The organism is Mesorhizobium sp. M2E.F.Ca.ET.209.01.1.1, assembly GCF_004010375.2.
Lineage (GTDB): Bacteria > Pseudomonadota > Alphaproteobacteria > Rhizobiales > Rhizobiaceae > Mesorhizobium.
The window spans coordinates 1-24,674 of sequence record NZ_SADP02000005.1; the positions used below are offsets into that span (position 1 = coordinate 1).

Below are 24,674 nucleotides of genomic sequence, written 5' to 3' on the forward strand. Positions count from 1 at the left end.
TCTCGACGCAGCGGCGTTAGACGGGCATTCTTGTGGATGTTCATTCGGTCCTCCGGGAATCACTGAAGCTTCGACAACCTCAGCTTTCTCGGTCGGGGCCGAATGGACAACCTCCTGAAAGCTCACAGCTAGCTCTCTGATCCGATCCCGGTTTCGGAAGCCTCGTCGCTTCCGGAGCCGGACGCGGCCCGGACCCCCAGCCGCCAGGCCGAGGGTGGGACACCGAGCATCTTCTTGAAGGCGCGGCTGAACGCGGCTTCTGATTCATAGCCGATGTCCGCTGCGATGCTGGCGACGTTGCTGTTGCCGGCGCTGAGCAGTTCCGAGGCGATCTGCATGCGCCATTTGGCGAGATAGTGCATCGGCGGCATGCCGACGATCTTGGTGAAGCGCTCCGCCAGCACGGTGCGAGACAAGGCCGACTCCTTCGCCAGTGCTTCCACCGTCCAGTTGTGTGCCGGCCGGTCGTGGATCAGCGCCAGCGCCCTCGCCAGATGCGGATCGCGCAGGCCCGCCAGCCAGCCGGTCTGCTGCGGCGGCAGCGATTCCACATAGCGGCGCAGCACGTCGACGAACATCAGTTCGCTGAGCTTGGTCAGCACCGTCTCGCTGCCGGCCCGCTTCTCGGCCACTTCCGAGACCGCCAATCTGATGAACTGGCCGAGCCAGCCGCTATCGCCTTTGACGTCGCCGGCCTTGATGACGGGCGGCAGCGCCTCGAGCAGCGGATTGAAGGGCAGGGCATGGCAGGCGAGATAGCCGCAGACCAGCCGCGCCGACAGCGATCCGTCCTTGACGTAGTTGATGGGGAAAGGCTGTTGGCTGGCCGCGGCAATTTCCAGCACATCCGCCGTCGGCGGCTCGGCCCGCAGGTCCGGCGTGCTCGACATGATGTGCGGGTCACTGTGCGTGAAGACCACGACCTCGCCGGCCTCCATCGGAATCGCCTCCCGGCCGACGATGCGGGCAAAGCAGCGGCCTTCCGTCAGCACGTGATAGGAAATCAGGTGGTCGGCGCCCGGCAGTATCCTCGGTAATATCGAGGCGGGCGCAGGCGAGCACACCGCCCACGGATCTTGGGCCTCAATGTCGAAGAACGTCGCGCCGGTGAGGCGCACCGTTTTCAAAAGGTCCGATAGAGCGTCCCCGGCCATTCCACGCATGTCCCGCCAAGCCTGCTGCGCGACATCCCATTCGAGTTCCGGACGCGCTGTCAACTAACGCGGACGGCCCGTCATTCCGTCCCACGCCGAAAGCTTTAAACCCCAACCGGCGCCGAGAGCTGTCTTCTGTTGCACGCTCCGCGCAATCGAACGCAACGAAAGAAAAGGACGAAAGTCATGACGGTACATAAGGGCGGGTGTTTTTGCGGCGCCGTGGAAATCGAAGTCCACGGAAACGCGGAGGCAATGGGCTACTGCCATTGCAGTTCCTGCCGGTCGTGGTCGGCGTCTCCGGTGAATGCTTTCACGCTGTGGAAGCCCGGGAACGTCAAGGTCACCAAGGGCGCGGAGTTTCTCTCTGGCTTCAAGAAGTCCGAGATGAGCGACCGCCAGTTCTGCACCAAATGCGGCGGGCATCTGATGACGGACCATCCACCGCTCGGACTGGTCGATGTCTATGCGGCCACCATACCGACGGTGGAATTCGCGCCGGGGGTCCATGTCAACTACGCCGAGACGGTCCTGCCGATGAAGGATGGGCTGCCGAAGCTGAAGGACTTTCCCGCCGAGCTCGGCGGCTCCGGCATCGCGGTCCCGGAATAGGTCCGGACGATGACCGACGATTTCAAGCAACCGCAATTCACGACAGGAGAACAGCAATGGATATCGCGACATTTCGCGCCACGCAGGAGCCGATCAAGGATCTTTATCGCAAGGATGCACGGGCCGCGCTTCTCACCCTGAAGGCCAAGGGAAGCGCCGATGACTCCAGGGTGACCTGCAAGGTCGAGACCGGACGCGGACTGGCGCTGGCCGGCATCCATCCGATGGCCGGCGGCAGTGGCCAGGAACTCTGCTCCGGCGACATGTTGCTGGAGGCGCTGATCGCCTGCGCCGGCGTCTCGATGCGGGCGGCCGCGGCCGTGCTCGAGATCCCGATCAAGTCGGCGGAGATCTCCGCCGAGGGTGATGTCGATCTGCGCGGCACGCTGGGCGTCACGGAAGGCGTGCCGGTCGGCTTCAAGGAAATCCGCCTGCGCTTCGACATCGAGTCGGATGTCGAGCAGGGCCGGCTGACCCAGCTCATGGAGCTCACCGATCGCTACTGTGTGATCTTCCAAACCATCCAGCGCAGCCCGAAGACCTTCGTGAAACTCAATAGGGTGGTCTCGTGACACTTTGCCCGGAACTCAGATCCTGGCGGGCAGGTTCCGGGCTGGGCCTGAACGCGGCTTCAGCGTCAGGCCCTATCCTTTGACGTAGCCCATCGCCTCGACGATTTTTGCCAGAGCGGCGTGCGCAGGCGCTGGCGTCACTGGTCGAATCTTCGCTGGAAGGCCTCATGGTGATCGCCCGCGCCACCCGCGGCCGCACGCCGGTCAGCGTCGTGGCCGATGAGGTCGCGGCATTGGTCGAGGGCGCGGTGCTGGCTGGTAAGGCCACCGCGGAGGCGCATTGACCATTTGAGCGGTCAACTCGGTCGCGCGCGGCCGATGAAGGCCCGCCGGCAGAGCGTTTCGCCTTCCTTTGAACGGTGAAACGCGCTAGCGGGCCGATTGCCGGATTAGATCGCGGCCGATCGGCTTCGGTGTCTCGCTGCGCAGCACCAGCGCCGTCGTGACGGAACCGTGGCGCGCCACGGCGTCGACGATGCTTTCAAGCTGCGCCGGCGAGGGGACGACCACTTTGAGGATGAAGCAGTCCTCGCCGGTAAGCCGGTGCACTTCGGTGATCTGTGGCATCTCGGCGAACTGCTTGAGGCAGGGGCGGATATGCTCATGCGTGGTGCGCACCCGGATGATGCCCATCATGCCGAGGCCGAGCGCGGCCGGGTTGATCACGGCGGTGTAGCCGGCAATGACCCCGCGCTCCTCCAAGCGTTTCACCCGCTCCGAGGTCGCCGGCTGCGAGAGGCCGACACGGCGGCCAAGCTCGGACATTCCGATGCGGCCGTTCTCCTGCAAGGCTTCGACTATGGCAATGTCGGTGGGGTCGAACATGGCTTGCTCGTCCGGTTTTTCAGCTTCACTTTGAATCCATCGGATTCGAAGTCATTTCTCCGATGATTTCCCATTCCCGCTCCTGCGGCAAGGCGCCACCATGCCCCTGTTGATCGATAGGAGCAAGGCGACATGACGCATTTCATCATCCTGCCGGGTAGCGGTGGCTCGGGGCCCACGCATTGGCAATCGCGCTGGGAAGACACCGATCCGGCGATGCGGCGTTTCCGGCCCTCGAGCTGGGACCTGCCTGATTTCACCGACTGGCTGGCGGCTCTGGAGGCAGCTGTCATCGAAGCGCCAGAGCCGCCCGTTCTGGTGGCGCACAGCCTGTCCTGCCTGCTGGTCGCGCATTGGCAGAAGATTTCGCAACGTCCGGTCCGCGCCGCCTTCCTGGTCGCGGTCCCCGATCCGATGGCGGCTGTGTTCCCGGTCTACGGCATGGCTTTTGCCAGGATCCCCCAGGCCAAATTGCGCTTTACCTCGCTGGTGGTCGCCAGCACGGACGATCCCTACGGATCGTGCGACTATGCCGAGGCGGGGGCGGCGCGGTGGGGCAGCGGCATCGCCGTCATCGGCCCGGCCGGCCATATCAACGCGCAAAGCGGATTGGGCGACTGGCCGCAGGGCCGCGCTTTGCTCGATAGCCTCGTCGCGGAAGCAGCCTGAGGCGTAGCGTTGGCGTCCGAATAACGAAAAAGGGCGGCATCGCTGCCGCCCTTTCCGTATGCATTAGCCAGGTAGGCTGGATTAGAAGTCCATGCCGCCCATGCCACCCATGCCGCCGCCGGGCATGCCGCCAGGCATGCCGCCGGCAGCTTCCTTCTTCGGAGCTTCGGCGATCATGGCTTCGGTGGTGACGAGCAGGCCGGCGACCGAAGCCGCGTCCTGGAGAGCCGTGCGCACGACCTTGACCGGGTCGACGATGCCCATGGCGATCATGTCGCCATACTCGCCGGTCTGAGCGTTGAAGCCGAAGGTCGCGCCCTTGTTCTCGAGGATCTTGCCGGCGACGATCGAGGCTTCAGCACCGGCGTTCGACGCGATCTGGCGGGCCGGGGACTGCAGCGCGCGACGCACGATGTTGATGCCGGCAGCCTGGTCGGAGTTGACGCCGGTAGCCTTGACGGCAGCCGAAGCGCGCAGCAGGGCCACGCCACCGCCGGCGACGATGCCTTCTTCCACGGCCGCGCGGGTCGCGTTCAGGGCGTCGTCAACGCGGTCCTTCTTTTCCTTGACTTCCACTTCAGTCGCACCGCCGACGCGGATCACGGCAACGCCGCCGGCGAGCTTCGCCAGACGTTCCTGCAGCTTCTCCTTGTCGTAGTCCGAGGTGGTCTCCTCGATCTGCTGCTTGATCTGGGCGACGCGGCCCTGGATCTCGGCCTTCTTGCCGGCGCCGTCGACGATGGTGGTGTTCTCCTTGGAGATCGACACCTTCTTGGCGCGGCCGAGCATGTTGAGGCCAACGTTCTCGAGCTTGATGCCGAGGTCTTCCGAGATGACCTGGCCACCGGTCAGGATGGCGATGTCTTCCAGCATGGCCTTGCGGCGGTCACCGAAGCCCGGAGCCTTGACGGCGGCGATCTTCAGGCCACCGCGGAGCTTGTTGACGACCAGCGTGGCCAGGGCCTCGCCTTCGACGTCTTCCGAGATGATGAGCAGCGGCTTCGAGGTCTGAACGACAGCTTCCAGGACCGGCAGCATGGCCTGCAGGTTGGAGAGCTTCTTCTCGTGCAGCAGGATGTAAGCGTCTTCCAGATCGGCGACCATCTTGTCGGCGTTGGTGACGAAGTAGGGCGAGAGATAGCCGCGGTCGAACTGCATGCCTTCGACGACCTCCAGCTCGGTCTCGGCGGTCTTGGCTTCCTCGACGGTGATGACGCCTTCGTTGCCGACCTTCTGCATCGCTTCCGCGATCATCTTGCCGACCGACTCGTCGCCATTGGCCGAGATCGTGCCGACCTGGGCGACTTCCTCGGAGGTCTTGATCTTCTTGGCGGCCTTGCCGAGAGCGGCGACGACTTCACCGACGGCGAGGTCGATACCGCGCTTGAGGTCCATCGGGTTCATGCCGGCGGCAACGGCCTTGTTGCCTTCCTGCACGATCGCCTGGGCGAGAACGGTAGCGGTGGTCGTGCCGTCGCCGGCGATGTCGTTGGTCTTCGAAGCGACTTCGCGGACCATCTGGGCGCCCATGTTCTCGAACTTGTCCTCAAGCTCGATCTCCTTGGCGACGGTGACGCCGTCCTTGGTGATGCGCGGGGCGCCGAACGACTTGTCGATGACGACGTTGCGGCCCTTGGGGCCCAACGTGACCTTCACCGCGTCGGCGAGGATGTTGACACCGCGCAGCATGCGCTCACGAGCGTCGCGGGAGAATTTTACGTCTTTTGCAGCCATGGTTAGCTCCTGACAGGGGCTCGGGAAGAGCCCGAAAACTCAGTTGATGGAGAGGCCGAAATTCAGCCGATGATGCCCATGATGTCGGATTCCTTCATGATCAGAAGGTCTTCGCCATTGAGCTTGACTTCAGTGCCCGACCACTTGCCGAACAGGATGCGGTCGCCGGCCTTGACGTCCAGCGGCACGAGCTTGCCGCTTTCGTCGCGGGCGCCGGAGCCGACGGCGATGATCTCGCCTTCCTGCGGCTTCTCCTTCGCCGTATCCGGGATGATGATCCCGCCGGCGGTCTTGGATTCGGATTCGACCCGGCGAACGACCACGCGGTCATGAAGCGGGCGGAACTTGGACTTTGCCATGTTGTCTTCCTCGAGTGAGAACGGTGAGAACTGTTCCTCCATCCGGCGAGGCCGCCGGATATGAGTTAGCACTCACCTAGGGCGAGTGCTAACGTGGCGCTGAGATAGGCCGGTGGGTTGCCAGAGTCAAGGCGCGCGCAAGGGGCAGGCGGCGCGAAATTTTTCTCAGGCGAAGCCCTGGTCGGAAATGCGGTGACTGCCGCCAAGCATGGGCGAGCAATCCAGCTCGTTATTCCCAGCGCCTTGGCGACCGCAGCACCAGCAGCGGGCAGCGTTCGGCGAGGCCGTATGTACCGGTCGAGGCCAGCCGGACATCATCGAAGAAGGTCTTGGCTTCCTCGATGAGCGCTGCCGCGGGGGCAAAACTGTAGATCGCCGGCGAGTTCCGGTAGACGTCGACGGTGCCGATGACCGGCAGGTCCCACCCGGTACGCGCCGAACGCTCCTCACGGTCGGGAAATATTCTGTCGAATTGTTCGAGGATGCTCGTAACCGGTATCACGTGGTCAGGCGCGCCGCCGATCGGGGTCATGGCCAGGCGCCATTTGAGGTCGTGGAAGGTCGAGACGCCGCCGGCGAGGGCCAGGGCGCGGACGTACTGCGGCTCGTCGCGAAGCTGGATCTCTGATCGCGTTCAGAGAAACACCCGCAACTGCGTGTGGATGATCGAGCGATAGTCGTCGATCGTGCGCCGGCCTTCCGCCTCGTCCTGCGTCAGCGCCAGCCGCACGACGCCGCCGGCAAGCTGGAAGATCAGGAACACGACCCGCCCGAACGCCTCGCGCTGCCCGGCTTGAAGCATCGGCGCGACATGGTCGCAGAATATCCTTGCCTGGTGCCTCGTCTCGGCAATGTCGAGATGCTGCAGCGCCTTGTCGGCCTGGATGGCGTTCTGCAGGTCCTGGATCGCCGGGTCCGCCGCGACGCGGGTATAATAGTCGTCGAGCATCCGGTCGGCCGCCGCCGTCACGTCGCCCAACCCGTTGATCCCGGCGATGATCGCGCCGAAGCGCGCCCGGCTTTCTTCTGAAAATCGCTCGTAGAGCATCGCCAGGATCGCCGACTTCGACGGAAAATAATGATAGACGGTGGCGATCGGCCCGCCGGCCAGCGCGCCAACCTCCTTCATCGTCACCGCGTCGATGCCCTTTTCGCCGATCAGTCGCATGGTCGTGGCGAGGATCGCGTCGATACGCTCGCGGCTGCGCTCCTGCTTCGGCCGGCGCCTGGGTTCCGTCGCTATTCGCTTCGCCTGCGTCATGGCCCGCATCTTTCCCGGAAAAGTGCGAATTCGCGGTTGACAAGAAACATGATCAAGTATCAGTTTCGTTGAATGCTGACAACTTGTCAGCTTTTCGATCGTGCTGCAAGGGAGGCATCTCGTGACTGCATCGCAAGCCGCGCAAGCGGAAGATGGCGATTGGCTTGTCGGCAATCCGACGGGATCGCAGCTCGCCTCGGCGCTGTGGATCGGCTCGGTCGGCCTGCTCATCCTCGGCCTGCAGCCGGTGCTGCTCGGCGCGCTCTACACGGAGGGCCACGTCACCGGCGATGAGTTGGCGCTGGTCGCGACCGCCGAGATGATCGCGATCGGCATTGGGTCGGCGATCGTGGCCATGCTGCTGCCTGCCAGGAACATGCGGTCGAAGAGCGCGGCGCTGCTCGTCCTGCTCGCGCTCGCCAATTTCTGGACCGCTTATGCCGGCAGCCCCAATGCGCTGATCGGCGCGCGCATGCTGGCCGGGCTGGCGGAGGGCGGGCTGGTCGCCGTCGCCACCGAATTGATCGCCCGCTCGCGCCGGGCCGAGCGCATCGGCGGCTATTTCGTCACGCTGCAGACTTTGGCGCAATGCGCGCTGGCGCTGATCCTCGCGCTCTATGCCGTGCCCGCCGCCGGCTCGGCCGGCGGCTTCATCGCGCTCGGCATCGTCTGCCTCTTATCGCTGGTCGTCGCCTGGATGGTGCCGGACAACTATGCCGATCTGCCCAAGGAAGAGCAGTTTGCCAACGTCGCGACGTTGCCCGCGATCACCGCGCTCCTGTCGATCTTCTGCTATTTCATGTTCTTCGGCGCCGTCTGGGCTTTCCTGGAACCCATCGGCGCGCAGTTCGGCATCGACGGCCGCACCGTCGGCCTGATGGTGTCGGCAAGCCTTGCGGCGCAGGTGATCGGCGCCATGACCGCGACGGTCTTCGAGGCGCGCATCGACTACCGTTTTGCCATCACGATCATCGGCATCGTCGCGGCCATCAGCTCGGTCCTGCTTGCCTCCGGCCCGGGTCTTTCGGTGTTCTGGGCGGCGGCTCTGGTGATGGGCTTCATCCTGCTCTTCGTCGTGCCCTATCAGATCCGCATGGCAATCACCGCCGATGAGACGCGGACGGCAGTGCTCCTGGTGCCGGCCGCGCAGCTCTTCGGTCTCGCCATCGGCCCCATCGCCGCCTCGCTTTTGATCGATGCCGGGAATTTCCGCCCGGTGCCCGAATTCGCCGCAGCGACTGCTTTGGCCAGCGTGCTTTTGCTCGGCGTCTTCGTGCTGGTAGCGGGCCGGCGCGGTAAGGCTTGAGCGGGAGGATTAGGATGGCAAACGCCTGGAGCAACTGGTCGGGTTTCGTCACGGCGTTCCCGAAGCAGATCGCGGCGCCGGCCGATGCCGGCGAACTGGCCGAACTGGTGCGCTCGGCGCCCGGTCCGCTGCGCGTCGCCGGCGCTGGCCATTCCTTCACGCCGCTGGTGCAGTCCGACGGCACCATCGTTTCGCTGGAAAAGATCGAAGGGCTGGTCTCGCACGATGCCGCGAACAACCGGGCGCGGGTGAGGGCGGGAACCAGGCTCGGCGCCCTGATGCACATCCTGCAGGACATCGGCCAAGGCCTGCCCAACATGGGCGATATCGACAAGCAGGCGATCGGCGGCGCGCTGGGCACGGCAACGCATGGCTCCGGCCCGACGCTCGGCGCCTATCACACGCAGCTGGAGGCGGTGCAGTTCGTCGACGGGCAGGGCAAGCTGCGCGAATACAGCCGGGCCAGCGACCAAGACATGATCCATGCCACAGGCGTAGCTCTCGGCGCTTTCGGCGTGCTCACCGAAGTGACGATGAACAACACGCCGACCTACCGGCTGCGCCGGTGCAAATGGGTGCTGCCGATCGGCGACATGCTGCGCGATTTCGAGACGATGATGGCGGCGCATCGCTCGGCCGAATTCTACTACATCCCGTTTTCCGGCTACGCCCAGTTCATCGCCAGCGATCTCAGCGACGCAGCACCAATGCCGCGGCCGACCGAGAACGACGAGGAGGGGCTGGCGACTTTGCGCAAGCTGCGCGCCGTGCTGCGCTGGCTGCCGTCGCTGCGGCGCGCGCTGATCAAGGGCGCGGTGAAGAAGGTCCCGTCGGAGGACTATGTGCAGGACTGGCTCAACGTCTACGCCAGCGACCGTCAAACCAAATTCAACGAGATGGAGTACCACCTGCCTTACGAGGAAGGTCCGAAGGCGTTGGCCGAGATCATCGCGCTGACCGAAAAACACTTTCCGGAAGTCTATTTCCCGATGGAGGTGCGTTCGGTGGCGCCCGACGAATTCTGGCTTTCGCCCTTCCACAAGAGGTTGACCTGCTCGATCGCCATCCACCACGATGCGGCGAACGATCCGTTGCCTTTCATGCGCGCCGCCGAGCCGATCTTCCGCAAATATGGCGGCAGGCCGCATTGGGGCAAGATGCACAGCCTCAAGGCGGCGGATTTCAAAAAACTCTATCCGCGCTGGGACGAGGCGCTTGCCGTGCGCCGCGACATCGATCCGGACAACCGTTTCGTGTCGCCCTATATGGCCGGCCTGTTCGGCATAGAACGATGAGCGCCTATTTCGCCGTTCTGTCCGAGGCGCTGAGGGCCGCCGAGATTTTCCGGCCTTGCCTAGTGCTCGACCGCGATCGGTTGGACGGCAACATCGCGCAAGTGAAAAAGAGGCTGGCGCCGGGTCTCGCGATGCGGCTGGTCGACAAGTCGCTGCCTTGCATGCCGCTCCTTTCGCACATCGCCGGGGCGCTTGGCACCAACCGCTTCATGACTTTCCATCCGCCAGTGACGCAGGCCGTGCTCGACGCTTTTCCCGAGGGCGATCTGCTCTACGGCAAGCCAATGCCGGTTGGCGCCGCCAGGGCCGCGCTGACCCAAGGCAGCGCCGGCTGGTGGTCGCGCGTCTGCTGGCTGATCGATACGCCGGAACGGCTGGCCGAGTATGGCGCCCTGGCCGCCGCGCTCGACACCGAACTGCGCTTCGCCTTCGAGGTCGATGTCGGCCTGCATCGCGGCGGTTTTTCGAGCCCCGCCGAGATCAGGGCGCTGACGATACCGGAGCGCCTGCACTGCGAAGGCATCATGGCCTATGAAGCGCATGCGCCGGAGATACCGGGCATCTTCGGCGGTGCGGCCAGGGCGCTGAAGCAGGCTTCGGCCAAGGCGGCGGAGTTCGCCGCCGCCCTTGATCCGGACCAGCGCCGCATCTTGAACATCGGCGGCTCGAAGACCGCGCTGCTGCATGGCGGCGGCGTCGCCAACGACGTTTCGATCGGCTCGGCCTTCGTGCTGCCGAGCGACTTCGATACGCCTGGCCTCGACGGCCTCCAGCCGGCCGCCTTCATCGCCACGCCGGTCCTCAAGGCACTCGATCCGATGCTGCCCGGTCCCCCGGCGGTTTCCAGGGCGCTGCAGGCGCTCGGCCTCTTCCCGAAGAAGGGCTGCTATCTCTATGGCGGCAAATGGATGGCCGAACCGGTGTTCCCCGAAGGCATGAAGCCGAACGGCCTGATCGGGCTGTCATCCAACCAGCAGTTCATGGGCCTTCCGGCAAGCTCGCAGGTGAGGCCCGGCGACCACGCCTTTCTGCGGCCGACGCAGAGCGAGGCCGTGCTGCAACACTTCGGCTCGATCGCGGTGTTTGCCGGTGGGAGGATCGTCGAGTTCTGGCCGGCGCTGCCGATGGGCTGAGGAGCTACCGAGTCCCAATCGGATAGCGCTTGGCTTCGTAGGCTTCGATCAGGGTGGCGAGCACGTCAAAGCGGTTGGCCTCAGGGCTTCCAGCAACTGGTTCATGATCGAAATAGCGAGCAATCTCAGCAATCGCCCAGTCGTACTCGGCGTCGCTATTAATGGGTCGAATGTTTTCCATCGCACGTCTCCACGACTATCTTGCCATGGCTGGCGCAACTGTCGAGAGGCGGGGCTCGCGAGATCGCGAGAGCCTATCCGATCAATTTATTGACTAAGTCAACTAAATGATTGATCCTGTCCGTGACAGGAGGAATCCCGATGACCATCCACGATCACCCCGGCAAGGAACGCATCGATACCGTGCGCGCCTTCAACCGCTTCTACACCCGCCAGATCGGCCTGCTCGACGAGAGCCTTCTGAAGAGCCCGTTCTCGCTGACCGAGGCGCGGGTGCTTTATGAGCTTGCCCATCGCGACGGGCTCGTCGCCAGCGATCTGGTGCGCGATCTTGGCCTCGACCCGGGCTATGTCAGCCGCCTCTTGAAGAAATTCGAGGAACGCGGCCTGGTCGAGCGCGCCGCCACGGAAGCCGATGCGCGCCGCGCCTCGATCGCGCTGACGCCTGCGGGCAGGGAGGCATTCGCGCCGCTCAACCAGGCTTCGCATGACCAGGTGCGCGCGCTGCTCGATCGTATGGCGCCCGCTGACCAGGACCGGCTGGTCAAGGCCATGCGCACCGTGCAGGACCTGCTTGGCGACAGGCCCGAATCCAAGGTGCCCTACATCCTGCGGCCGCTGCAGGTCGGCGACATCGGCTGGATCACGCGCCGTCAGGGCATGCTCTACACTGAGGAATACGGCTGGGACGGAACCTACGAGGCGCTGGTCGCCGAGATCCTCGCCGAGTTCGTCAAGAAATTCGATCCAAGGTGGGAACGCGCCTGGATTGCCGAGCGCGAAGGCGAGGTGGTCGGTTCGGTCTTCGTCGTACGCAAATCGCCCAAGGTGGCGAAGCTCAGGCTGCTCTATGTCGAGCCCTCGGCGCGCGGCCTCGGCATCGGCCGGCGACTGGTCGACGAATGCATCGCCTTCGCCCGCGCCAAGGGTTACAGGACCCTGACGCTGTGGACGAACGACATACTGGGCTCCGCCCGCCGCATCTACCAGGCGGCGGGCTTCAAGCTGGTCGACGAAGAGCGCCACCATTCCTTTGGCAAGGATCTGGTCGGGCAAACCTGGGATCTGGATTTGTAGTGAGGATCACCCCTTCACCGGCACCCAGATCTCCAGCCCGCCATTGCCGGTATGCGCGTCGAATTCGGGCCCGTAGCGCTCGAATTCCGGCGCGTCGGCGATCTCGTGGCCGGAGGCAGGCAGCCAGCTGTTCCAGATCGTGTTGACGGTGCGGCGGACGGTCGAGATGTGCTCGCGATGCGAGAACACCGCGTATTTCTGCGCCGGCACCCGCACGCGGTAAAAGTCCTTCGGCAGGTCGGAGAAATCCGTCACCTCGACGCCGGCGATGTAATCGAAATTGCCGGCATCGTCGCCATTGGTGCAAACGCCGTAAAAGACGCCGGGCACCTCGCCGGGAATGTTGCCGATATAGGGCGCGAAGCGCTGCCACTGCATCGGTATGCCGGCGCTGGTCTCGCAGCTGTAGCGTTCGCCGAGCCCGGCGATGAGGAACGCTCGGCTGGTCTCGAAGCGCGGCGGCTCGAGCGTGGTGAGAAGTGAACTGTCCATGAGAATAGGCTCCACGAGATCGAGGTTTCGGGTCGAGCCTTGCGCGCGCACCAGCTCCGGCGTGGTGCCGAACGCATCGCGAAAAGCTCGCGTGAACGCCTCATGCGAACCGTAGCCGGCGTCGAGCGCGACCGAGAGAATGTCGGGCGCGCCGCCGGCTAGCTGGCGCGCCGCTTCGCTCAGGCGCCGCGCCCGCATGTAGCCCATGACCGACCGCCCCGTGGCCGCCCCGAAGGCGCGCGTCACATGGAAGCGCGACACGCCGCTGCTTTGCGCTATTTCGTCGAGGCTGATGGCGTCCGGCAGATGGCTTTCGACAAACCACAGCGCTTTCTCGGTCGGGTTCATGGTTCCTCGCATTTGGCGGGCCGATCCTATCGGCCGCGCCGGCATTGAGTTTGATCGAAATTGCGCACTGGGCAATAATGCGCTTCGAGCATGCAGCGTCGAAGTGGAATCGACGCTGCGGGTACGCGGGAAGGGGTGTCCCGATGACGACGGCGACCGATCAGATATTTCGGTTCGGCGGGTTCACGCTCGATCTTGCCATGGGCACGTTGCGCGGCGTCAGCGAGCCGCTCTTCCTGCGCCCGAAGGCTTTCGCGCTGCTTTCGCATCTTGCCCGCAACATGGGCCGCGTCGTGCCGAAATCGGAACTGATGGATGTCGTGTGGCCGGGCGTCTACGTCACCGAGGATTCGCTGACCCAGTCGGTGCGCGAAATCCGCAAGGTGCTGGGCGACGACATGGTGCGTACCGTCTCCAAGCGCGGCTACATGCTGGCTGCGGAAGCCGAAGCGGCGCCGGAGATCAGCACCCAGCCGATCGTCGCGGTGGTGCGCTTCCGCAATGAGAGCGGCGATCCGGCCGACGAGGCGATGGTCGACGGCTTCGCCGAGGACCTGATCAACGGTGTCGCGCGCTTCGGCACGGTCACGGTGCTGGCACGCAACTCCAGCTTCTCCTTCGCCTCGTTTGGCCGCGCCGAGTGGCCGCAGATCCGCGCCCGCATCGGTGCGGACTATCTGGTCGAAGGATCGCTGCGCCGGCAAGGCGAGCATGTCGTGGTCGCCGTCAGCCTCGTCGACATCGCCACCGGCAGCCAGCTCTGGGGCGACCGATTCCAATCGCATGGCGAAGGGCTGTTCGCGATCGAGCGCGAGATCGTCGAGCAGATCGTCAGCCGGCTGGTCACCCGTGTCGCCAATGCCGGGCTGGAGCAGGCGTCACGCAAGCCCGTCACCAGCCTTGCCGCCTACGAGCTGCTGTTGCGCGGCTTCGCGATGCTGCGTGATCCCGCCCAGACCGACCAGCGAAGCGCCGAAGCCCTGTTCGAGGCCGCGATCGCCAAGGATCCGAACTATGGCCTTGCCTATACCTATCTCGGGCTGGTGCGGGCCTTGGACGGCGAGTTCGGGCGCGCCAGCGATGCCGTTCTGGAAAATGCGCGCGACCTTGCCGACAAGGGCCTGGCGCTGTCGCCGGACCAGCCGACGGGACACCGCGTGCAGTCGCTGATCCGCCTCTATATGCGCGACCACGAAGCGGCCGAGCATCACATGCGCATCGCGCTGCAGCTCAACCCTTATGATGCCGACAGCATCGAGCAGATGGGCATGCTGCTCACCATGCGGGGGCGGCCGCTGGAGGCGCTGACCTGGCTCGCGCGCGGCATCCGCATCGATCCCTTGCACCCGCACTGGTACCAGTTCGACCGCGCGCTGGCGCTCTACATGATGGGGGAATATCGGCAGGCGGCCGACGCGCTGGAACTGGCGACGCGTCCGGCCCCGTGGATCCGCACGCGGCTCGCGGCCTGCTATGCCCAGATGGGCGAGATGGAAAAGGCGCGGCGGCAGATCGCGCTCATCGGCGTGGGCGATCCGTTCTCGCCGCTCGATTATGCCTTGCGCGGCGTGCCGTTCGAGAACCAGGCCGATGCCGAGCATCTCGCCGAAGGCGTCAGACTTGCCCTCGGCGCGATTCCGCCCGGGGCGGATCAATCGGCCACGACCACGATGTAGTGGCCCTGATAGAGCCGGTAGTAGGTGCCGCCGCAGCGCCACACGTCGAAGCCGTTGACCTTGGTGCGCACGCAGCCGGCGGGCAGCGTGGCGACCCAGGCCGTGGTGTGCCGCAGCACGCGCCACGTGGCGGTACGCCGGGCGACGCCTGCGGCGCTGCGCGGCGTCCAGGGCGCGCCGATGCGGGCCTCGGCGGTGCCGACCAGCGACAGCGCTGGCACGGCGCTGCCGAAGATCTCGAAGGTGGTGAGCGCGAGGGCGAGCAGGGCTGCTGCCGAGCGGTATTTGTTGAAGGATTTCATGGGCATGTTGGTTTCTCCAGAAGTTGGTTGAAGTCTTTGGGGAGGATGCTGCGGCAGGCCGGGCCGAACCCGCCTGTGCCGCCAGGTGAGCCACGAGCGCCGTGCCCGCGGTTGTGGTGTCGCCCCCGACTAGCCTGTCGGCGACGACGAGATCTGCTCAGGCGGCCAGCGGCTGCGGTTCAGCGGCCGCGACCGGCTCGGCTATTGCGGTGGCTGGTTCCGGCGCCTTGATGCGGAACCAGGCGACGTAGAGCGTCGGCAGGAAGACCAGCGTCAGCACGGTCGCCACCATCAGCCCGCCCATCACGGCATAGGCCATCGGTCCCCAGAACACGGTCGGCGCGATCGGGATCATGCCGAGGATGGCGGCCGCCGCCGTGAGCAGGATCGGCCGCAGCCGGTGCGTGGTGGCGCTGATCACCGCCGCCCAGGGTTCTTCGCCGGCGGCGATATGCTGGTCGATCTGCGCGATCAGGATGACCGAGTTGCGGATCACCATGCCGATCAGCGACATCACGCCGAGGATCGCCACGAAGCCCATCGGAGCGCCGGACAAGAGCAGCGCGCCGGCGACGCCGATGATGGCCAGCGGAGCGGTGAGCAGCACCAGCACCAGGCGCTGGAAGCTCATCAGCTGGATCATCAGCACCGTCGCCATGATGAACAGCATCAACGGGAACACCACGAAGATGCTGGCCTTGGCCTTGGCGCTGTCCTCGATCACGCCGCCCTGTTCGACGCTGTAGCGCGCCGGCAGCTCGGCCTTGAAGGTGGCGATGGCGCTCCCCAGCCGCTTCGACACGGCGGTGGCGTTCTCGCCGGGGGCCACGTCGGCCTGCACCGTCACGGTCGGCAGGCGGCCACGGCGCCAGATCAGCGGCGGCTCGGTCTGGTAGCTGAGCTTCGCCACCTGTTCGAGCGGCACACGGCGTCCGCCTGAAGCGCTGATCGTCAGGCCGCGCAGCGTGTCGATGCTGGCGCGTTCGGAGTCCACGGCACGGGCGACGACGTCGATCAGGTAGGTGTCGTCGCGCATCTGGGTGATCTTCGAGCCGGACAGGATCGCGTTGATCGTCTCGGACAGCTGCTGCGAGGAGATGCCCAGCGCGCGCGCCCGGTCCTGGTCGACCTCGACCTTGATGACCTTGGCAGGCTCGTTCCAGTCATAGTTGATGTTGCGCACCGCGGCGTCGCTGCCCAGCACCTGCGCGAATTGCTGTGCGAGGCCGCGCGTCTTGTCCGGGTCCGGACCCGAGACGCGGAACTTCAGCGGCCAGCCGACCGGCGGGCCGAGCTCCAGCGGCGTGACGCGGGCCATGACGTCGTCGAAGCCGGTCGACAGCTCCTTCTCCAGCCGGTCGATGACCGCCTGGCGCACGGCGTGGCCCTTGGTCACCACCACCGCCTGGGCGAAGAAGTCGTTGGCGAGCTGCGCGTCGAGCGGCAGGTAGAAGCGCACCGCGCCCTGGCCGACATAGAAGCTCCAGTGGTCGATGTCGGGATCGGCGGCGAGCAGCTTCTCGACGCGCTCGACAACCGCATCCGTCGCCTTGATCGAGGCGGTGCGCGGCAGCGTGAGGTCGAGCATCACTTCGGGCCGGTCGGACTTCGGGAAGAACTCCTGGCCGACGAAGCCCATGGCCACGACCGAGAGCGCGAACAGCCCGGCCGTCGCCGACAGCACCAGCCACTTCGCCCGCATGGCGGCTTCAAGCAGCGTCTGGAAGCCACGGGCGATGCGCGACGGCTGATGGCTGCCGCCATGGCCCTTGATGCGGTCGGGCAGCAGGAGGACGCCGGTGAGCGGCGTGAACAACACTGCGACCACCCAGGAGACGACAAGCGCGATGGCCACGACCGCGAACAGCGAGAAGCAGTATTCGCCGGCGCCGCTCTTGGCGAAGCCCACCGGCACGAAACCGGCGATCGTCACCACTGTGCCGGTCAGCATCGGGAAGGCGGTCGAGGTGTAGGCATAGGTGGCGGCCGAGATCTTGTCGTAGCCTTCCTCCATGCGGGCGATCATCATCTCGACCGCGATCATGGCGTCGTCGACCAAAAGGCCGAGCGCGATGATCAGCGCGCCGAGCGAGATGCGCTGCAGCGATATGCCGAAATACTCCATGGTGACGAAGGTGATCGCCAGCACCAGCGGGATGGCGACGGCCACGACGACGCCCGGACGCCAGCCGAGCGCCAGCAGCGAGACGGCGAGCACGATGGCGATCGCCTCGCCGAGGCTCTTGGTGAATTCGCCGACGGACTCGTCCACTACATGCGACTGGTCGGCGACCATGCCGAGCTCGGCGCCGAGCGGCAGCTCGGCCTCCATCTCGTGCATCTTCTCCTTGATGTTCTCGCCAAGCGCCAGCGCGTCGCCGCCTGAAGTCATCGAGATGGCGATGCCGACGGCGGGCTTGCCGTTGAAGCGGAACATCGGCTGCGGCGGGTCGGAATAGGCGCGCTTGACCTCGGCGACGTCGCCCAGGCGGAAGCAATGGCCGTTGGCGTAGAAGTTGATCGCCTTCAGGCTCTCTTCAGAGGTGAAGGAGCCGGAAACGCGGATGGCGATGCGCTCGGGGCCGGCATCGACCGTGCCGCTCGGCGTCAACGCGTTCTGCGCTTGCAGCGCCTGCGTCAGCGTGCCGACGTCGAGGCCGAGCGCCGCCACCTTCTGCGTCGAGAATTCGAGATAGATCTTCTCGTCCTGCTGGCCGATCAGGTCGACCTTGGCGACGTCCTTCACGGTGAGCAGCCCGGCGCGCAGGCTGGTCGCCATATCCTTCAGCTCGCGATGGCTGAGGCTGTCGGAAGTGAGCGAGTAGATCAGCGAATAGGTGTCGCCGAACTCGTCGTTGAAGAACGGACCCTGCACGCCGGACGGCAGCGTCGGCTCGATGTCGTTGAGCTTCTTGCGCACCTGGTACCAGAGCGGCTGCACCTGGTCGCCGGCAACCGTGTCCTTGAGGTTGACGAAGACGACGGATTCGCCGGGCTTGGTGTAGCTCTTGACGTAATCGAGGTCGGGCAGCTCCTCGAGCTTCTTCTCGATGCGGTCGGTGATCTGCTCGACTGTGTCGCTGGTGCTGGCGCCCGGCCACATCGTCTTCACCACCATGGTCTTGATGGTGAAGGGCGGGTCCTCCTCGCGGCCGAGGCCGCGATAGGCATAGAGGCCGGCGAGAGCGGCCGCGATCATCAGGTAGACGATGAAGCTGCGGTGGCGCAGCGCCCATTCGGAAAGATTGAAGCTGCTCATGACAAAATCCCTCTCGGCGCGCGCGAAGGCGCGTTCCGCCGGCTCCTGCCGGCCGACCAAAACAAGTAATGGATGGGTTCCGGTCAGCGCCCGCCATGGGCGTGCACTGTCGCTGGTCAGGCCAGGCTGTGCATGGTGCCCGGCACGCGGTAGGGCGCGCGCTCCGCCGTTCTCGGCTTGATGGCGAGACCGGCGAGATAGCGCTGGAAGACGGCCGCTTCCTGGACCGGCGAGGCGAGCGCGACATAGCCGTCGGGCCTCACCAGATAGGCGGCGTCACGCTGCAGGCCGGCTTTCTCAGTCGCGTCCGACCAGGCGAAGGCGTGAACCGGGATGCCGGTCGATGCCAGCATCGCCCGGAAATCGCAGGTGATCTCGCCATAGACGTGGACCTGCCAGTCGAGCGAGCGCAGCGGCTCGAAATTGTCGCCGTTGGGGCCGAGGACATAGGGCAGGCGGTCGCCGCCGCTGACCTTGCCCGCCGTACCCGCGCTGATCGGCCCGGCGCGGTATTGGATCGCCGCCTGCGAGATCACGCCGAAGAAGAAGCGCGAGCCGAAAGAGGTGTGGAGCAGCGCGTTTAAAATCTTCGGCATCAGATAACGACGGAACAGCCCTATGAACCGCGAGCGGCTGGTGATGAAGCGGAAAGCGGTGTCGGTGCTCTCGATCAGCTTGCGGGCGAAGGCGATGCGTTCCGGCTCGTAGCTGTCGAGCAGGCGCGGATCGGCCCGGCCCTGGACCACGGCGGCGAGCTTCCAGGCGAGGTTCACAGCATCGCCCATGCCGGTGTTCATGCCCTGGCCGCCGGCCGGGCTGTGGATGTGGCCGGCATCGCCGCAGAGGAACACGCGCCCGACGCGGAAGCGCTCGGCCACGCGGTGGTGGACGCGGTAGGTCGAGAACCAGTTCACCTCGTCGACCGTGACTCCGGTGTCGCGCTCGACATCGGCGCGGATCGCCTCGAAACTGATCGTCTCGTCGGTCTCATGCGCCTTCGGCACGATGCCGATCAACCGGACTGAACCGGACTGCCGCACCGGCATCACGATGGCGAAGCCATAGGCGCTGACCGTCGTGTCCATGCCGTTGCGGGTGATTTCGCCGCGCCCTTTTACGTCGGCGACGTAGAAGGACTGCTCGTATGCGCCGCCGGGAAAGCCGACCTTTAGCCCATGGCGCACGGCGCTGTGGGCACCGTCGCAACCGACAAGATAGGCGGCGCCGACGGTTTCGGTCCGGCCTTCCTTGCTCAAGGTCGCGACGACCGCGTCACCTCTGTCCTGGAAGGCGACGAGCTCGGTGCTCCGCTCGACCGTGACGCCGGCGCGCTCCAGATGCGCGATGAGCACGCGCTCGTGGATGTCCTGCGGCAGCGCGAAGGCGAAGGAGTAGGGGCTGACGCCGCGGCCGAAATCCGACAGCGGCAGCCTTGCGGCGACACCGGCGGGCGTGTGCACGGTGAGCCGTTCGATCTTCACGCCCTCGGCAAGCACGTCGTCGACGACGCCGATCTGGCGGTGGAACTCCAGCGTGCGCGCCTGGACGGCCAGCGCACGAGAGGTCTCGCCGGGAGCGGCGGCCTTGTCGAAGATGCGCACCGGCACGCCGAGCCTGGTCAGCCATAGCGCGAGCGTCAGCCCGGTCGGGCCGGCGCCGGCGATCAGGACTCTTGTCTTGGACATGGTCATTTTCCTTCTCCCTCAACGATACGGACTTTTTCGTGTTCCCGCAGCCGGTTTACGCCGGCGGTGACGACCCGGTCGCCCTTGGCGAGCCCGTCGCTGACGACGACGCGGTCGGTTTCATAGCGGGCTATGGCGACAGGCTTCAGCTCCACCGCCGAACTGGCGCCGACCACCCAGACGGCCGGCTGGCCGTTTTTGTCGAACAGCGCGCTGCCGGGCAGGGTCACGACTGGCGCGCCCGCGATCTCGACGCGGCCGGCGACACTTGCGCCGAAGCGCATCTCGTCCGGCGCGTTCTCGAGCGAGACCTTCACCTGGAAGGTGCGGGTGGCGGCGTCGGCCATCGGCGCGATCTCGCGGACTGTGCCGATGGCCGAGATCGCCGGATTGCTGAGCAGCGAGACGGTGACGGCGGGGATCCGTTTGCCGCGCTGGTCGCTAGCAAAGGCGGCCTCGGCGATGGAGAACACCGCGTCACGGCTCTTAGGATCGGCGACGCGCACCACCATCTGTCCGACATTGACGGACTGGCCGGCTTCGGCACCGGTGGCGGTGACGATGCCGTCGAACTCCGCGTGCAACTCGGTGTAGCCGAGCTGGTCCTTGGCCATCGCGAAGGCGATGTTCGCGGATTTTAGCTTGGCCTCGGCCGAGCGCAGATTCTTCAGTGTCGCGTCATGGTTGGCGTGTGTCGTAAAACCCTTGGCGAGCAGGGCGCTGATGCGTGCTTCGGCGGCGCGGGCTTCGACAACAACGGCCTCGGCCGCCGCGACATCGGCCTCGGCGCTGGCCAGTCGATTGCGGTAATCCTGGTCGTCGACGCGGGCGAGAACCTCGCCCTTCTTCACTGTCGCGCCTACCTCGGCGATGCGCCGGATGAGCTTGCCGGAAACGCGAAATCCGAGATCGCTCTCCAGCCTTGGCTTGATCTCGCCGATAGCGACGCGGTTATCCATGGCGGGTGCCGGCGAGACCGAAACTGCCTTGACCAGCTTGGTTTCGGGCGTGCCCGGTGCGGCGTTCGATGCCTCGCTTCTGGCGCCATGCCAGACCAGGGCGGCGCCACAGGCGAGGGCGGCGATCGAGCCGGCGATCAGGCGGTGCCTCAGCGGCTTGTTACGAAAGAGTGCGGCAATCATGTTGTCTCCATGCCCAAATTTGCGGCCGCGCTTGGGAGGACGCGGCAGGCTGAAATCGTGCTGGCTGCGAGGCAAATCGGTGTTTCGGCTGTCTTGCGCCGGCCTGAACGTTTTGCGATTTCGGCGGCGCAAAATCCCGAACGGTTTCTGAAAATTTTCCGATGTTTGGGTGAGACGGCCTTTTTGCGTCGCTGCCGTCACATGCTGAAACGGGCGCTCAGACCGTCCAGAAATAGCGCACGATGTGGAAGAAAATCGGCGCGGCGAAGACCAGGCTGTCGGTGCGGTCAAGCATGCCGCCATGGCCTTCGATCAGATGGCCCCAGTCCTTGACGCCCTGGTCGCGCTTGATCGCCGAGGCGACGAGCCCGCCGAGAAACCCCATCGTGCAGGCGATGAAGGCGACGGCCGAGGCCTGCAGCGGCGAGAACGGCGTGATGAAGGAGAGCAGCGCGCCGAGCAGGCTCGACGCGACGAGTCCGCCGATCAGGCCTTCCCAGGTCTTCGACGGCGACACATTCGGCGAGAAGCGATGCTTTCCGAACAGCTTGCCGAAGATGTACTGCAGCACGTCGCTGCCCTGCACGACGATGATCAGGAAGGCGATGAGCAGAAGGTTGCGGTCTTCGAAACCAGGCACGTTGAGCGTCAGCAAAGCTGGCACGTGGCTGACGCAATAGACCGAGATCATGATCGCCCATTGCTGCGCCGAGACACGCTCCAGAAAACGTTCGGTATCGCCGTGCAGCGCCGTGATCGCCGGCATCAGCAGGAAGCAGTAGACCGGGATGAAGATCACGAAGAGGCCGTACCAGGCTGTCCACACCAGCCAGTACTGGAAGGGGATGACGATGCCGAACATGCCGAGCAGCACCCAATGGTCGCTGCGGCGGCTGTGCGTCAGCGTCACGAATTCGCGCAGCGCCGCGAACGAGATCAGCGCGAACAGGATGGTCATGCCGTAGCGGCCGAAGAAGAAGGCGACCGTCATCAGCGCCACCATCACCCACCAGGCATTGATGCGCTGCGTGAGGTTGACCAGCGTCGAACTGAGCGGCTTCGGCGCGCGCGCCGACAGGATGGCGGCGGTGACGCTGGCGGTGCTCAGCACAACGAAGAGGCCGATGATGAGAATGCTGATTTCGTGGCGCATCAATCGTCTCGGTCGGGGCGCGGATTGAGCGCCAGAAGCTCAGCGCGGGCGCGCTGCAGGAAGGCGCGCCGCTCTTCGCCCGGCGCCACCGCGACCGGGGCGCCGAAGACGACGCGGCAAAGCAGCGGTACCGGCAGGAACTGGCCCTTGGGCAGCACGCGCGACATGTTCTCGATCCAGCAGGGGATCAGCTCGACGTCGGGCCGCGCCATCGACAGATTGTAGAGGCCGGAACGAAAAGGCAGCAGCTCGTCGCTGGTGTTGCGGGTGCCTTCCGGGAAGATGATCAGCGAATGACCCTGGTCGAGCACGGAGAGCATGATCGAGATCGGGTGCTCCGCTTCGCTCGTCCATTGCCGGCTGATCAGCACGGAAGACAGCATGTCCTGCGCGATAAAGCGGCGAAGCCGCGACTTGCCCCAATATTCGGCCGCGGCGATCGCATGCGTCTTGGCGCGCTCCGTCTCGCTGAGGCAGGCCGACAGCAAGATGAAATCGCCATGGCTGGTGTGGTTGGCGAAATAGATGCGCTGCCGGTCCGATGGCTCGCTGCCGCTCCAGATCGGCCGCACGCCGGTAACCGCCCAGGCCATCGCCGAAAGGCCGACCGAGGTCACTGTCTGCAACAGCGTGTAAGTGCGCAGCGAAAGCTTGCTCATCTGGGCATCCAGAATCCGGCGGTGAGGAACGCGACGACGAACACCGCGAAGGCGACGCGCTGCCGGGTAAGCAGGCGGCGGGTGCCAGCGATGCGGTCGTCAAGCGGACGCGGCGTTGGCGGAGCGGGCTTCAGCCGCATGCGGCTCAGCATGTCGTCGACCGCGGCGCCTCCGGAAATCTCGTCGCCATGCGTCGCCATCAGCCGGAACAGCAGCGCATCGAAGACGAGAAGCGCCGAGAGCCCGAGCACAACGACCGCGCTCGCCGCCGCGACCAGCAGCGCCAGCACCGCAAGCGGCGCATGGAGCGCGCCGCGCGCCGAGGCGACCAGTGGCGCGATGCTGTCGCCGGCGATCACGATGGCGGCCGGCCACGCCGCCTGCGTGATCAGCGTGGCGGCAAAGGCGGCGGTCTTGCGCTGATAGGCGTCGTCGCTCATACCGGCTCGTCCAATCCGAGCTGAAGATGCACTGGACGGCCGGAGGCGGCGAGCTGCTTGCGCGCCTGCGCCGGCGTGTGCGAACGGCCGCTGGCGACCAGCCAGCGGGCGACGACCGTGGCGCTGCGCTGGAAGCCGAGCGCGCAGCAGACCAGCACCGTGCCCTGACGACGCGCCGGCTCGATCGCCGCCACCGCCTCGTCGAGCGTGTCGGCGGGCGGCGGCAGCAGATCGAGCATGGGAAAGCTGATCCAGCGGCCCGGCGCGTCGCGCGGCCGCTCCAACTCGGCGGCAAGATCAATCACCGTGCCGAAGGCGTGTGCTTCGGCAGCGTCGGGAAAGCGCCCGAGAAAGACGCCGTCGGTGACGGCAACCACCGGCGGCAGCTTGCGCGTCCAGGCGCAGATATTGACCCTGGCGCCCAGCTGGTATGGCCAGAGCAGGACGCGGCTTGCCAGCGACACGCGGCCGTCCGCTGTCTTCTGGAACACTTTTGGCCCGGCCCCGGCATAGCCGAAAGCGACGATGGCCAGTGCCAGCGAAGGCCACAAAAGCACAAGAGCGGCAGCCGAGAAGAAGGCGCAGACGGATGCGCCAGCGAGCGCCAGGGCGGCGCCCAGCGCGTAGTAGAGCGAAAGGCGCCGCGCCTTGCCGTCGGCGGTCAGGCGGAAGCCGGAGAAGGGCAGCTCGCCCCGGGCCGGAAACAGCCACAGCGCGAAGAAGCCGAGCAGGGCGCCGGTCGGAATGTCGATGAAATGGTGTTGCCAGGTCGTCAGGACCGAGGCGCCGATCAGGAAGCACCAAAAGTGCCAGAGCCTGAGCAGGGGGCCGGAAAGGCGCTGGCTCCAGTGATCCCAGATGATCACCAGCAGCGCAATATGCAGGGAAGGGGCCTGGTTGAACGGCTTGTCGAAACCACCGAGCACGGCGAACAGGAAGCCGGGCAGCCCGGTGGTCGCCGGCCGCACGAAGGTGGCGGTCAGCGGAAACAGGATGAAGCAGGAGACGGCGACGACCTGCGCGGTGAGGTAGCGGCCGGCCAGCCGGTCGACGCCCCGCCGGCTGTCGTTGAGCAGCAGCGACAGGCCGTAGAACAGGTTGATCGACCAGTAGGGCACGATCGTCCAGGCGAGGAACGGGACATGGTGTTCCCAGGAGAAGACGATGCTGCCGACTTGATTGCGTGTCGAGGCCAGCCAGTTGGCGAAGCCGTAGGTCGAATAGAAGAACGGCGCCAGGAAGGCGAGCCAGAGGGCTGCCCGGATGACGACACGTCCATAGGGTTCGGCGGCTGGGCTGGCGGAACGTGACGGGGGCTCGGCACTGGTCGGCATGCGTGGG

25 protein-coding genes are annotated in these 24,674 nt (G+C 65.6%); 9 read left to right on the forward strand and 16 right to left on the reverse strand.

Going from position 1 to position 24,674, the window contains the following annotated elements; genetic code table 11:
* Positions 1–128: 128 nt before the first annotated feature.
* Positions 129–1,154: an AraC family transcriptional regulator gene (locus EN852_RS11495; protein WP_127873981.1), complete on the reverse strand. Its 1,026-nt coding sequence runs from the start codon at positions 1,152–1,154 to the stop codon at positions 129–131.
* A gap of 186 nt (positions 1,155–1,340) precedes the next feature.
* On the opposite strand from EN852_RS11495, the gene EN852_RS11500 reads away from it, so the two are divergent.
* The 3 genes from EN852_RS11500 to EN852_RS11510 all read left to right on the forward strand — a co-directional run bounded on the left by EN852_RS11500 (position 1,341) and on the right by EN852_RS11510 (position 2,622).
* The gene (locus EN852_RS11500; RefSeq protein ID WP_127873980.1) at positions 1,341–1,766 is read left to right on the forward strand and encodes a GFA family protein; all 426 of its coding nucleotides are present in this window, start codon (positions 1,341–1,343) and stop codon (positions 1,764–1,766) included.
* 56 nt (positions 1,767–1,822) lie between these two features.
* Complete coding sequence (locus EN852_RS11505; protein ID WP_127873979.1) at positions 1,823–2,338, forward strand: OsmC family protein; 516 nt, start codon at positions 1,823–1,825, stop codon at positions 2,336–2,338.
* Between the two features lie 107 nt (positions 2,339–2,445).
* A complete protein-coding gene (locus tag EN852_RS11510) occupies positions 2,446–2,622 on the forward strand; it encodes a hypothetical protein (RefSeq protein WP_246694246.1) in 177 nt (58 codons plus the stop codon).
* Positions 2,623–2,707: 85 nt separating this feature from the next.
* On the opposite strand, the gene EN852_RS11515 is transcribed toward EN852_RS11510, so the two are convergent.
* A complete protein-coding gene (locus tag EN852_RS11515) occupies positions 2,708–3,163 on the reverse strand; it encodes an Lrp/AsnC family transcriptional regulator (protein WP_127873978.1) in 456 nt (151 codons plus the stop codon).
* Between the two features lie 132 nt (positions 3,164–3,295).
* On the opposite strand from EN852_RS11515, the gene EN852_RS11520 reads away from it, so the two are divergent.
* A complete protein-coding gene (locus EN852_RS11520) occupies positions 3,296–3,832 on the forward strand; it encodes an alpha/beta hydrolase (RefSeq protein ID WP_127873977.1) in 537 nt (178 codons plus the stop codon).
* A gap of 81 nt (positions 3,833–3,913) precedes the next feature.
* Here the strand turns inward: EN852_RS11520 and groL are convergent, their stop codons facing one another.
* From groL to EN852_RS11540, 4 genes are all read right to left on the reverse strand, one after another.
* Positions 3,914–5,566, reverse strand: a complete 1,653-nt coding sequence (gene groL / locus EN852_RS11525; RefSeq protein ID WP_127865410.1) for a chaperonin GroEL — start codon at positions 5,564–5,566, stop codon at positions 3,914–3,916.
* 62 nt (positions 5,567–5,628) lie between these two features.
* Positions 5,629–5,925 carry a co-chaperone GroES gene (gene groES / locus EN852_RS11530; RefSeq protein ID WP_010915433.1) on the reverse strand — a complete coding sequence of 99 codons (297 nt, stop codon included), beginning with the start codon at positions 5,923–5,925 and terminating at the stop codon, positions 5,629–5,631.
* 229 nt (positions 5,926–6,154) lie between these two features.
* Positions 6,155–6,457 (reverse strand): hypothetical protein, encoded by a 303-nt coding sequence (locus tag EN852_RS11535; protein WP_127873976.1) that lies wholly within the window; start codon positions 6,455–6,457, stop codon positions 6,155–6,157.
* 102 nt (positions 6,458–6,559) lie between these two features.
* The gene (locus tag EN852_RS11540) at positions 6,560–7,186 is read right to left on the reverse strand and encodes a TetR/AcrR family transcriptional regulator (protein WP_189545855.1); all 627 of its coding nucleotides are present in this window, start codon (positions 7,184–7,186) and stop codon (positions 6,560–6,562) included.
* Between the two features lie 121 nt (positions 7,187–7,307).
* On the opposite strand from EN852_RS11540, the gene EN852_RS11545 reads away from it, so the two are divergent.
* From EN852_RS11545 to EN852_RS11555, 3 genes are read left to right on the forward strand one after another with little or no spacing between them, the layout of a single operon-like run.
* Positions 7,308–8,492 carry an MFS transporter gene (locus EN852_RS11545; protein WP_127873975.1) on the forward strand — a complete coding sequence of 395 codons (1,185 nt, stop codon included), beginning with the start codon at positions 7,308–7,310 and terminating at the stop codon, positions 8,490–8,492.
* A 14-nt stretch (positions 8,493–8,506) separates the two neighbouring features.
* The gene (locus EN852_RS11550; protein WP_127873974.1) at positions 8,507–9,787 is read left to right on the forward strand and encodes a D-arabinono-1,4-lactone oxidase; all 1,281 of its coding nucleotides are present in this window, start codon (positions 8,507–8,509) and stop codon (positions 9,785–9,787) included.
* Positions 9,784–10,920: an alanine racemase gene (locus EN852_RS11555; protein ID WP_127873973.1), complete on the forward strand. Its 1,137-nt coding sequence runs from the start codon at positions 9,784–9,786 to the stop codon at positions 10,918–10,920. Before EN852_RS11550 ends, EN852_RS11555 begins: the two co-directional genes overlap by 4 nt.
* Before the next feature lie 4 nt (positions 10,921–10,924).
* Here EN852_RS11555 and EN852_RS11560 read toward each other — a convergent pair whose 3' ends face one another.
* Complete coding sequence (locus tag EN852_RS11560; RefSeq protein ID WP_127873972.1) at positions 10,925–11,101, reverse strand: transcriptional regulator; 177 nt, start codon at positions 11,099–11,101, stop codon at positions 10,925–10,927.
* Positions 11,102–11,241: 140 nt separating this feature from the next.
* Here EN852_RS11560 and EN852_RS11565 point away from each other — a divergent pair, with 140 nt between their 5' ends.
* A complete protein-coding gene (locus EN852_RS11565; protein WP_127873971.1) occupies positions 11,242–12,177 on the forward strand; it encodes a bifunctional helix-turn-helix transcriptional regulator/GNAT family N-acetyltransferase in 936 nt (311 codons plus the stop codon).
* A 6-nt stretch (positions 12,178–12,183) separates the two neighbouring features.
* On the opposite strand, the gene EN852_RS11570 is transcribed toward EN852_RS11565, so the two are convergent.
* A complete protein-coding gene (locus EN852_RS11570; RefSeq protein WP_127873970.1) occupies positions 12,184–13,017 on the reverse strand; it encodes an AraC family transcriptional regulator in 834 nt (277 codons plus the stop codon).
* 143 nt (positions 13,018–13,160) lie between these two features.
* Here EN852_RS11570 and EN852_RS11575 point away from each other — a divergent pair, with 143 nt between their 5' ends.
* Positions 13,161–14,693, forward strand: coding sequence for a winged helix-turn-helix domain-containing protein (locus tag EN852_RS11575; RefSeq protein ID WP_127873969.1), 1,533 nt, complete (start codon positions 13,161–13,163; stop codon positions 14,691–14,693).
* On the opposite strand, the gene EN852_RS11580 is transcribed toward EN852_RS11575, so the two are convergent.
* From EN852_RS11580 to EN852_RS11615, 8 genes are all read right to left on the reverse strand, one after another.
* Positions 14,669–15,001: a hypothetical protein gene (locus EN852_RS11580; protein ID WP_246694247.1), complete on the reverse strand. Its 333-nt coding sequence runs from the start codon at positions 14,999–15,001 to the stop codon at positions 14,669–14,671. The genes EN852_RS11575 and EN852_RS11580 overlap by 25 nt on opposite strands.
* A gap of 151 nt (positions 15,002–15,152) precedes the next feature.
* Positions 15,153–18,254, reverse strand: coding sequence for an efflux RND transporter permease subunit (locus tag EN852_RS11585; protein ID WP_127873968.1), 3,102 nt, complete (start codon positions 18,252–18,254; stop codon positions 15,153–15,155).
* Positions 18,255–18,370: 116 nt separating this feature from the next.
* Positions 18,371–19,939, reverse strand: coding sequence for an FAD-dependent monooxygenase (locus EN852_RS11590; RefSeq protein WP_189545857.1), 1,569 nt, complete (start codon positions 19,937–19,939; stop codon positions 18,371–18,373).
* A gap of 2 nt (positions 19,940–19,941) precedes the next feature.
* Positions 19,942–21,081: an efflux RND transporter periplasmic adaptor subunit gene (locus EN852_RS11595; protein WP_127873966.1), complete on the reverse strand. Its 1,140-nt coding sequence runs from the start codon at positions 21,079–21,081 to the stop codon at positions 19,942–19,944.
* 217 nt (positions 21,082–21,298) lie between these two features.
* Complete coding sequence (locus EN852_RS11600; RefSeq protein WP_127873965.1) at positions 21,299–22,234, reverse strand: phosphatidate cytidylyltransferase; 936 nt, start codon at positions 22,232–22,234, stop codon at positions 21,299–21,301.
* Positions 22,234–22,893: a lysophospholipid acyltransferase family protein gene (locus EN852_RS11605; RefSeq protein ID WP_127865426.1), complete on the reverse strand. Its 660-nt coding sequence runs from the start codon at positions 22,891–22,893 to the stop codon at positions 22,234–22,236. Before EN852_RS11605 ends, EN852_RS11600 begins: the two co-directional genes overlap by 1 nt.
* Positions 22,890–23,333 (reverse strand): hypothetical protein, encoded by a 444-nt coding sequence (locus tag EN852_RS11610; protein ID WP_127873964.1) that lies wholly within the window; start codon positions 23,331–23,333, stop codon positions 22,890–22,892. The genes EN852_RS11605 and EN852_RS11610 overlap by 4 nt, the downstream gene beginning before the upstream one ends.
* Complete coding sequence (locus tag EN852_RS11615) at positions 23,330–24,667, reverse strand: phosphatase PAP2/dual specificity phosphatase family protein (protein WP_127873963.1); 1,338 nt, start codon at positions 24,665–24,667, stop codon at positions 23,330–23,332. The genes EN852_RS11610 and EN852_RS11615 overlap by 4 nt, the downstream gene beginning before the upstream one ends.
* Positions 24,668–24,674 lie beyond the last annotated feature (7 nt).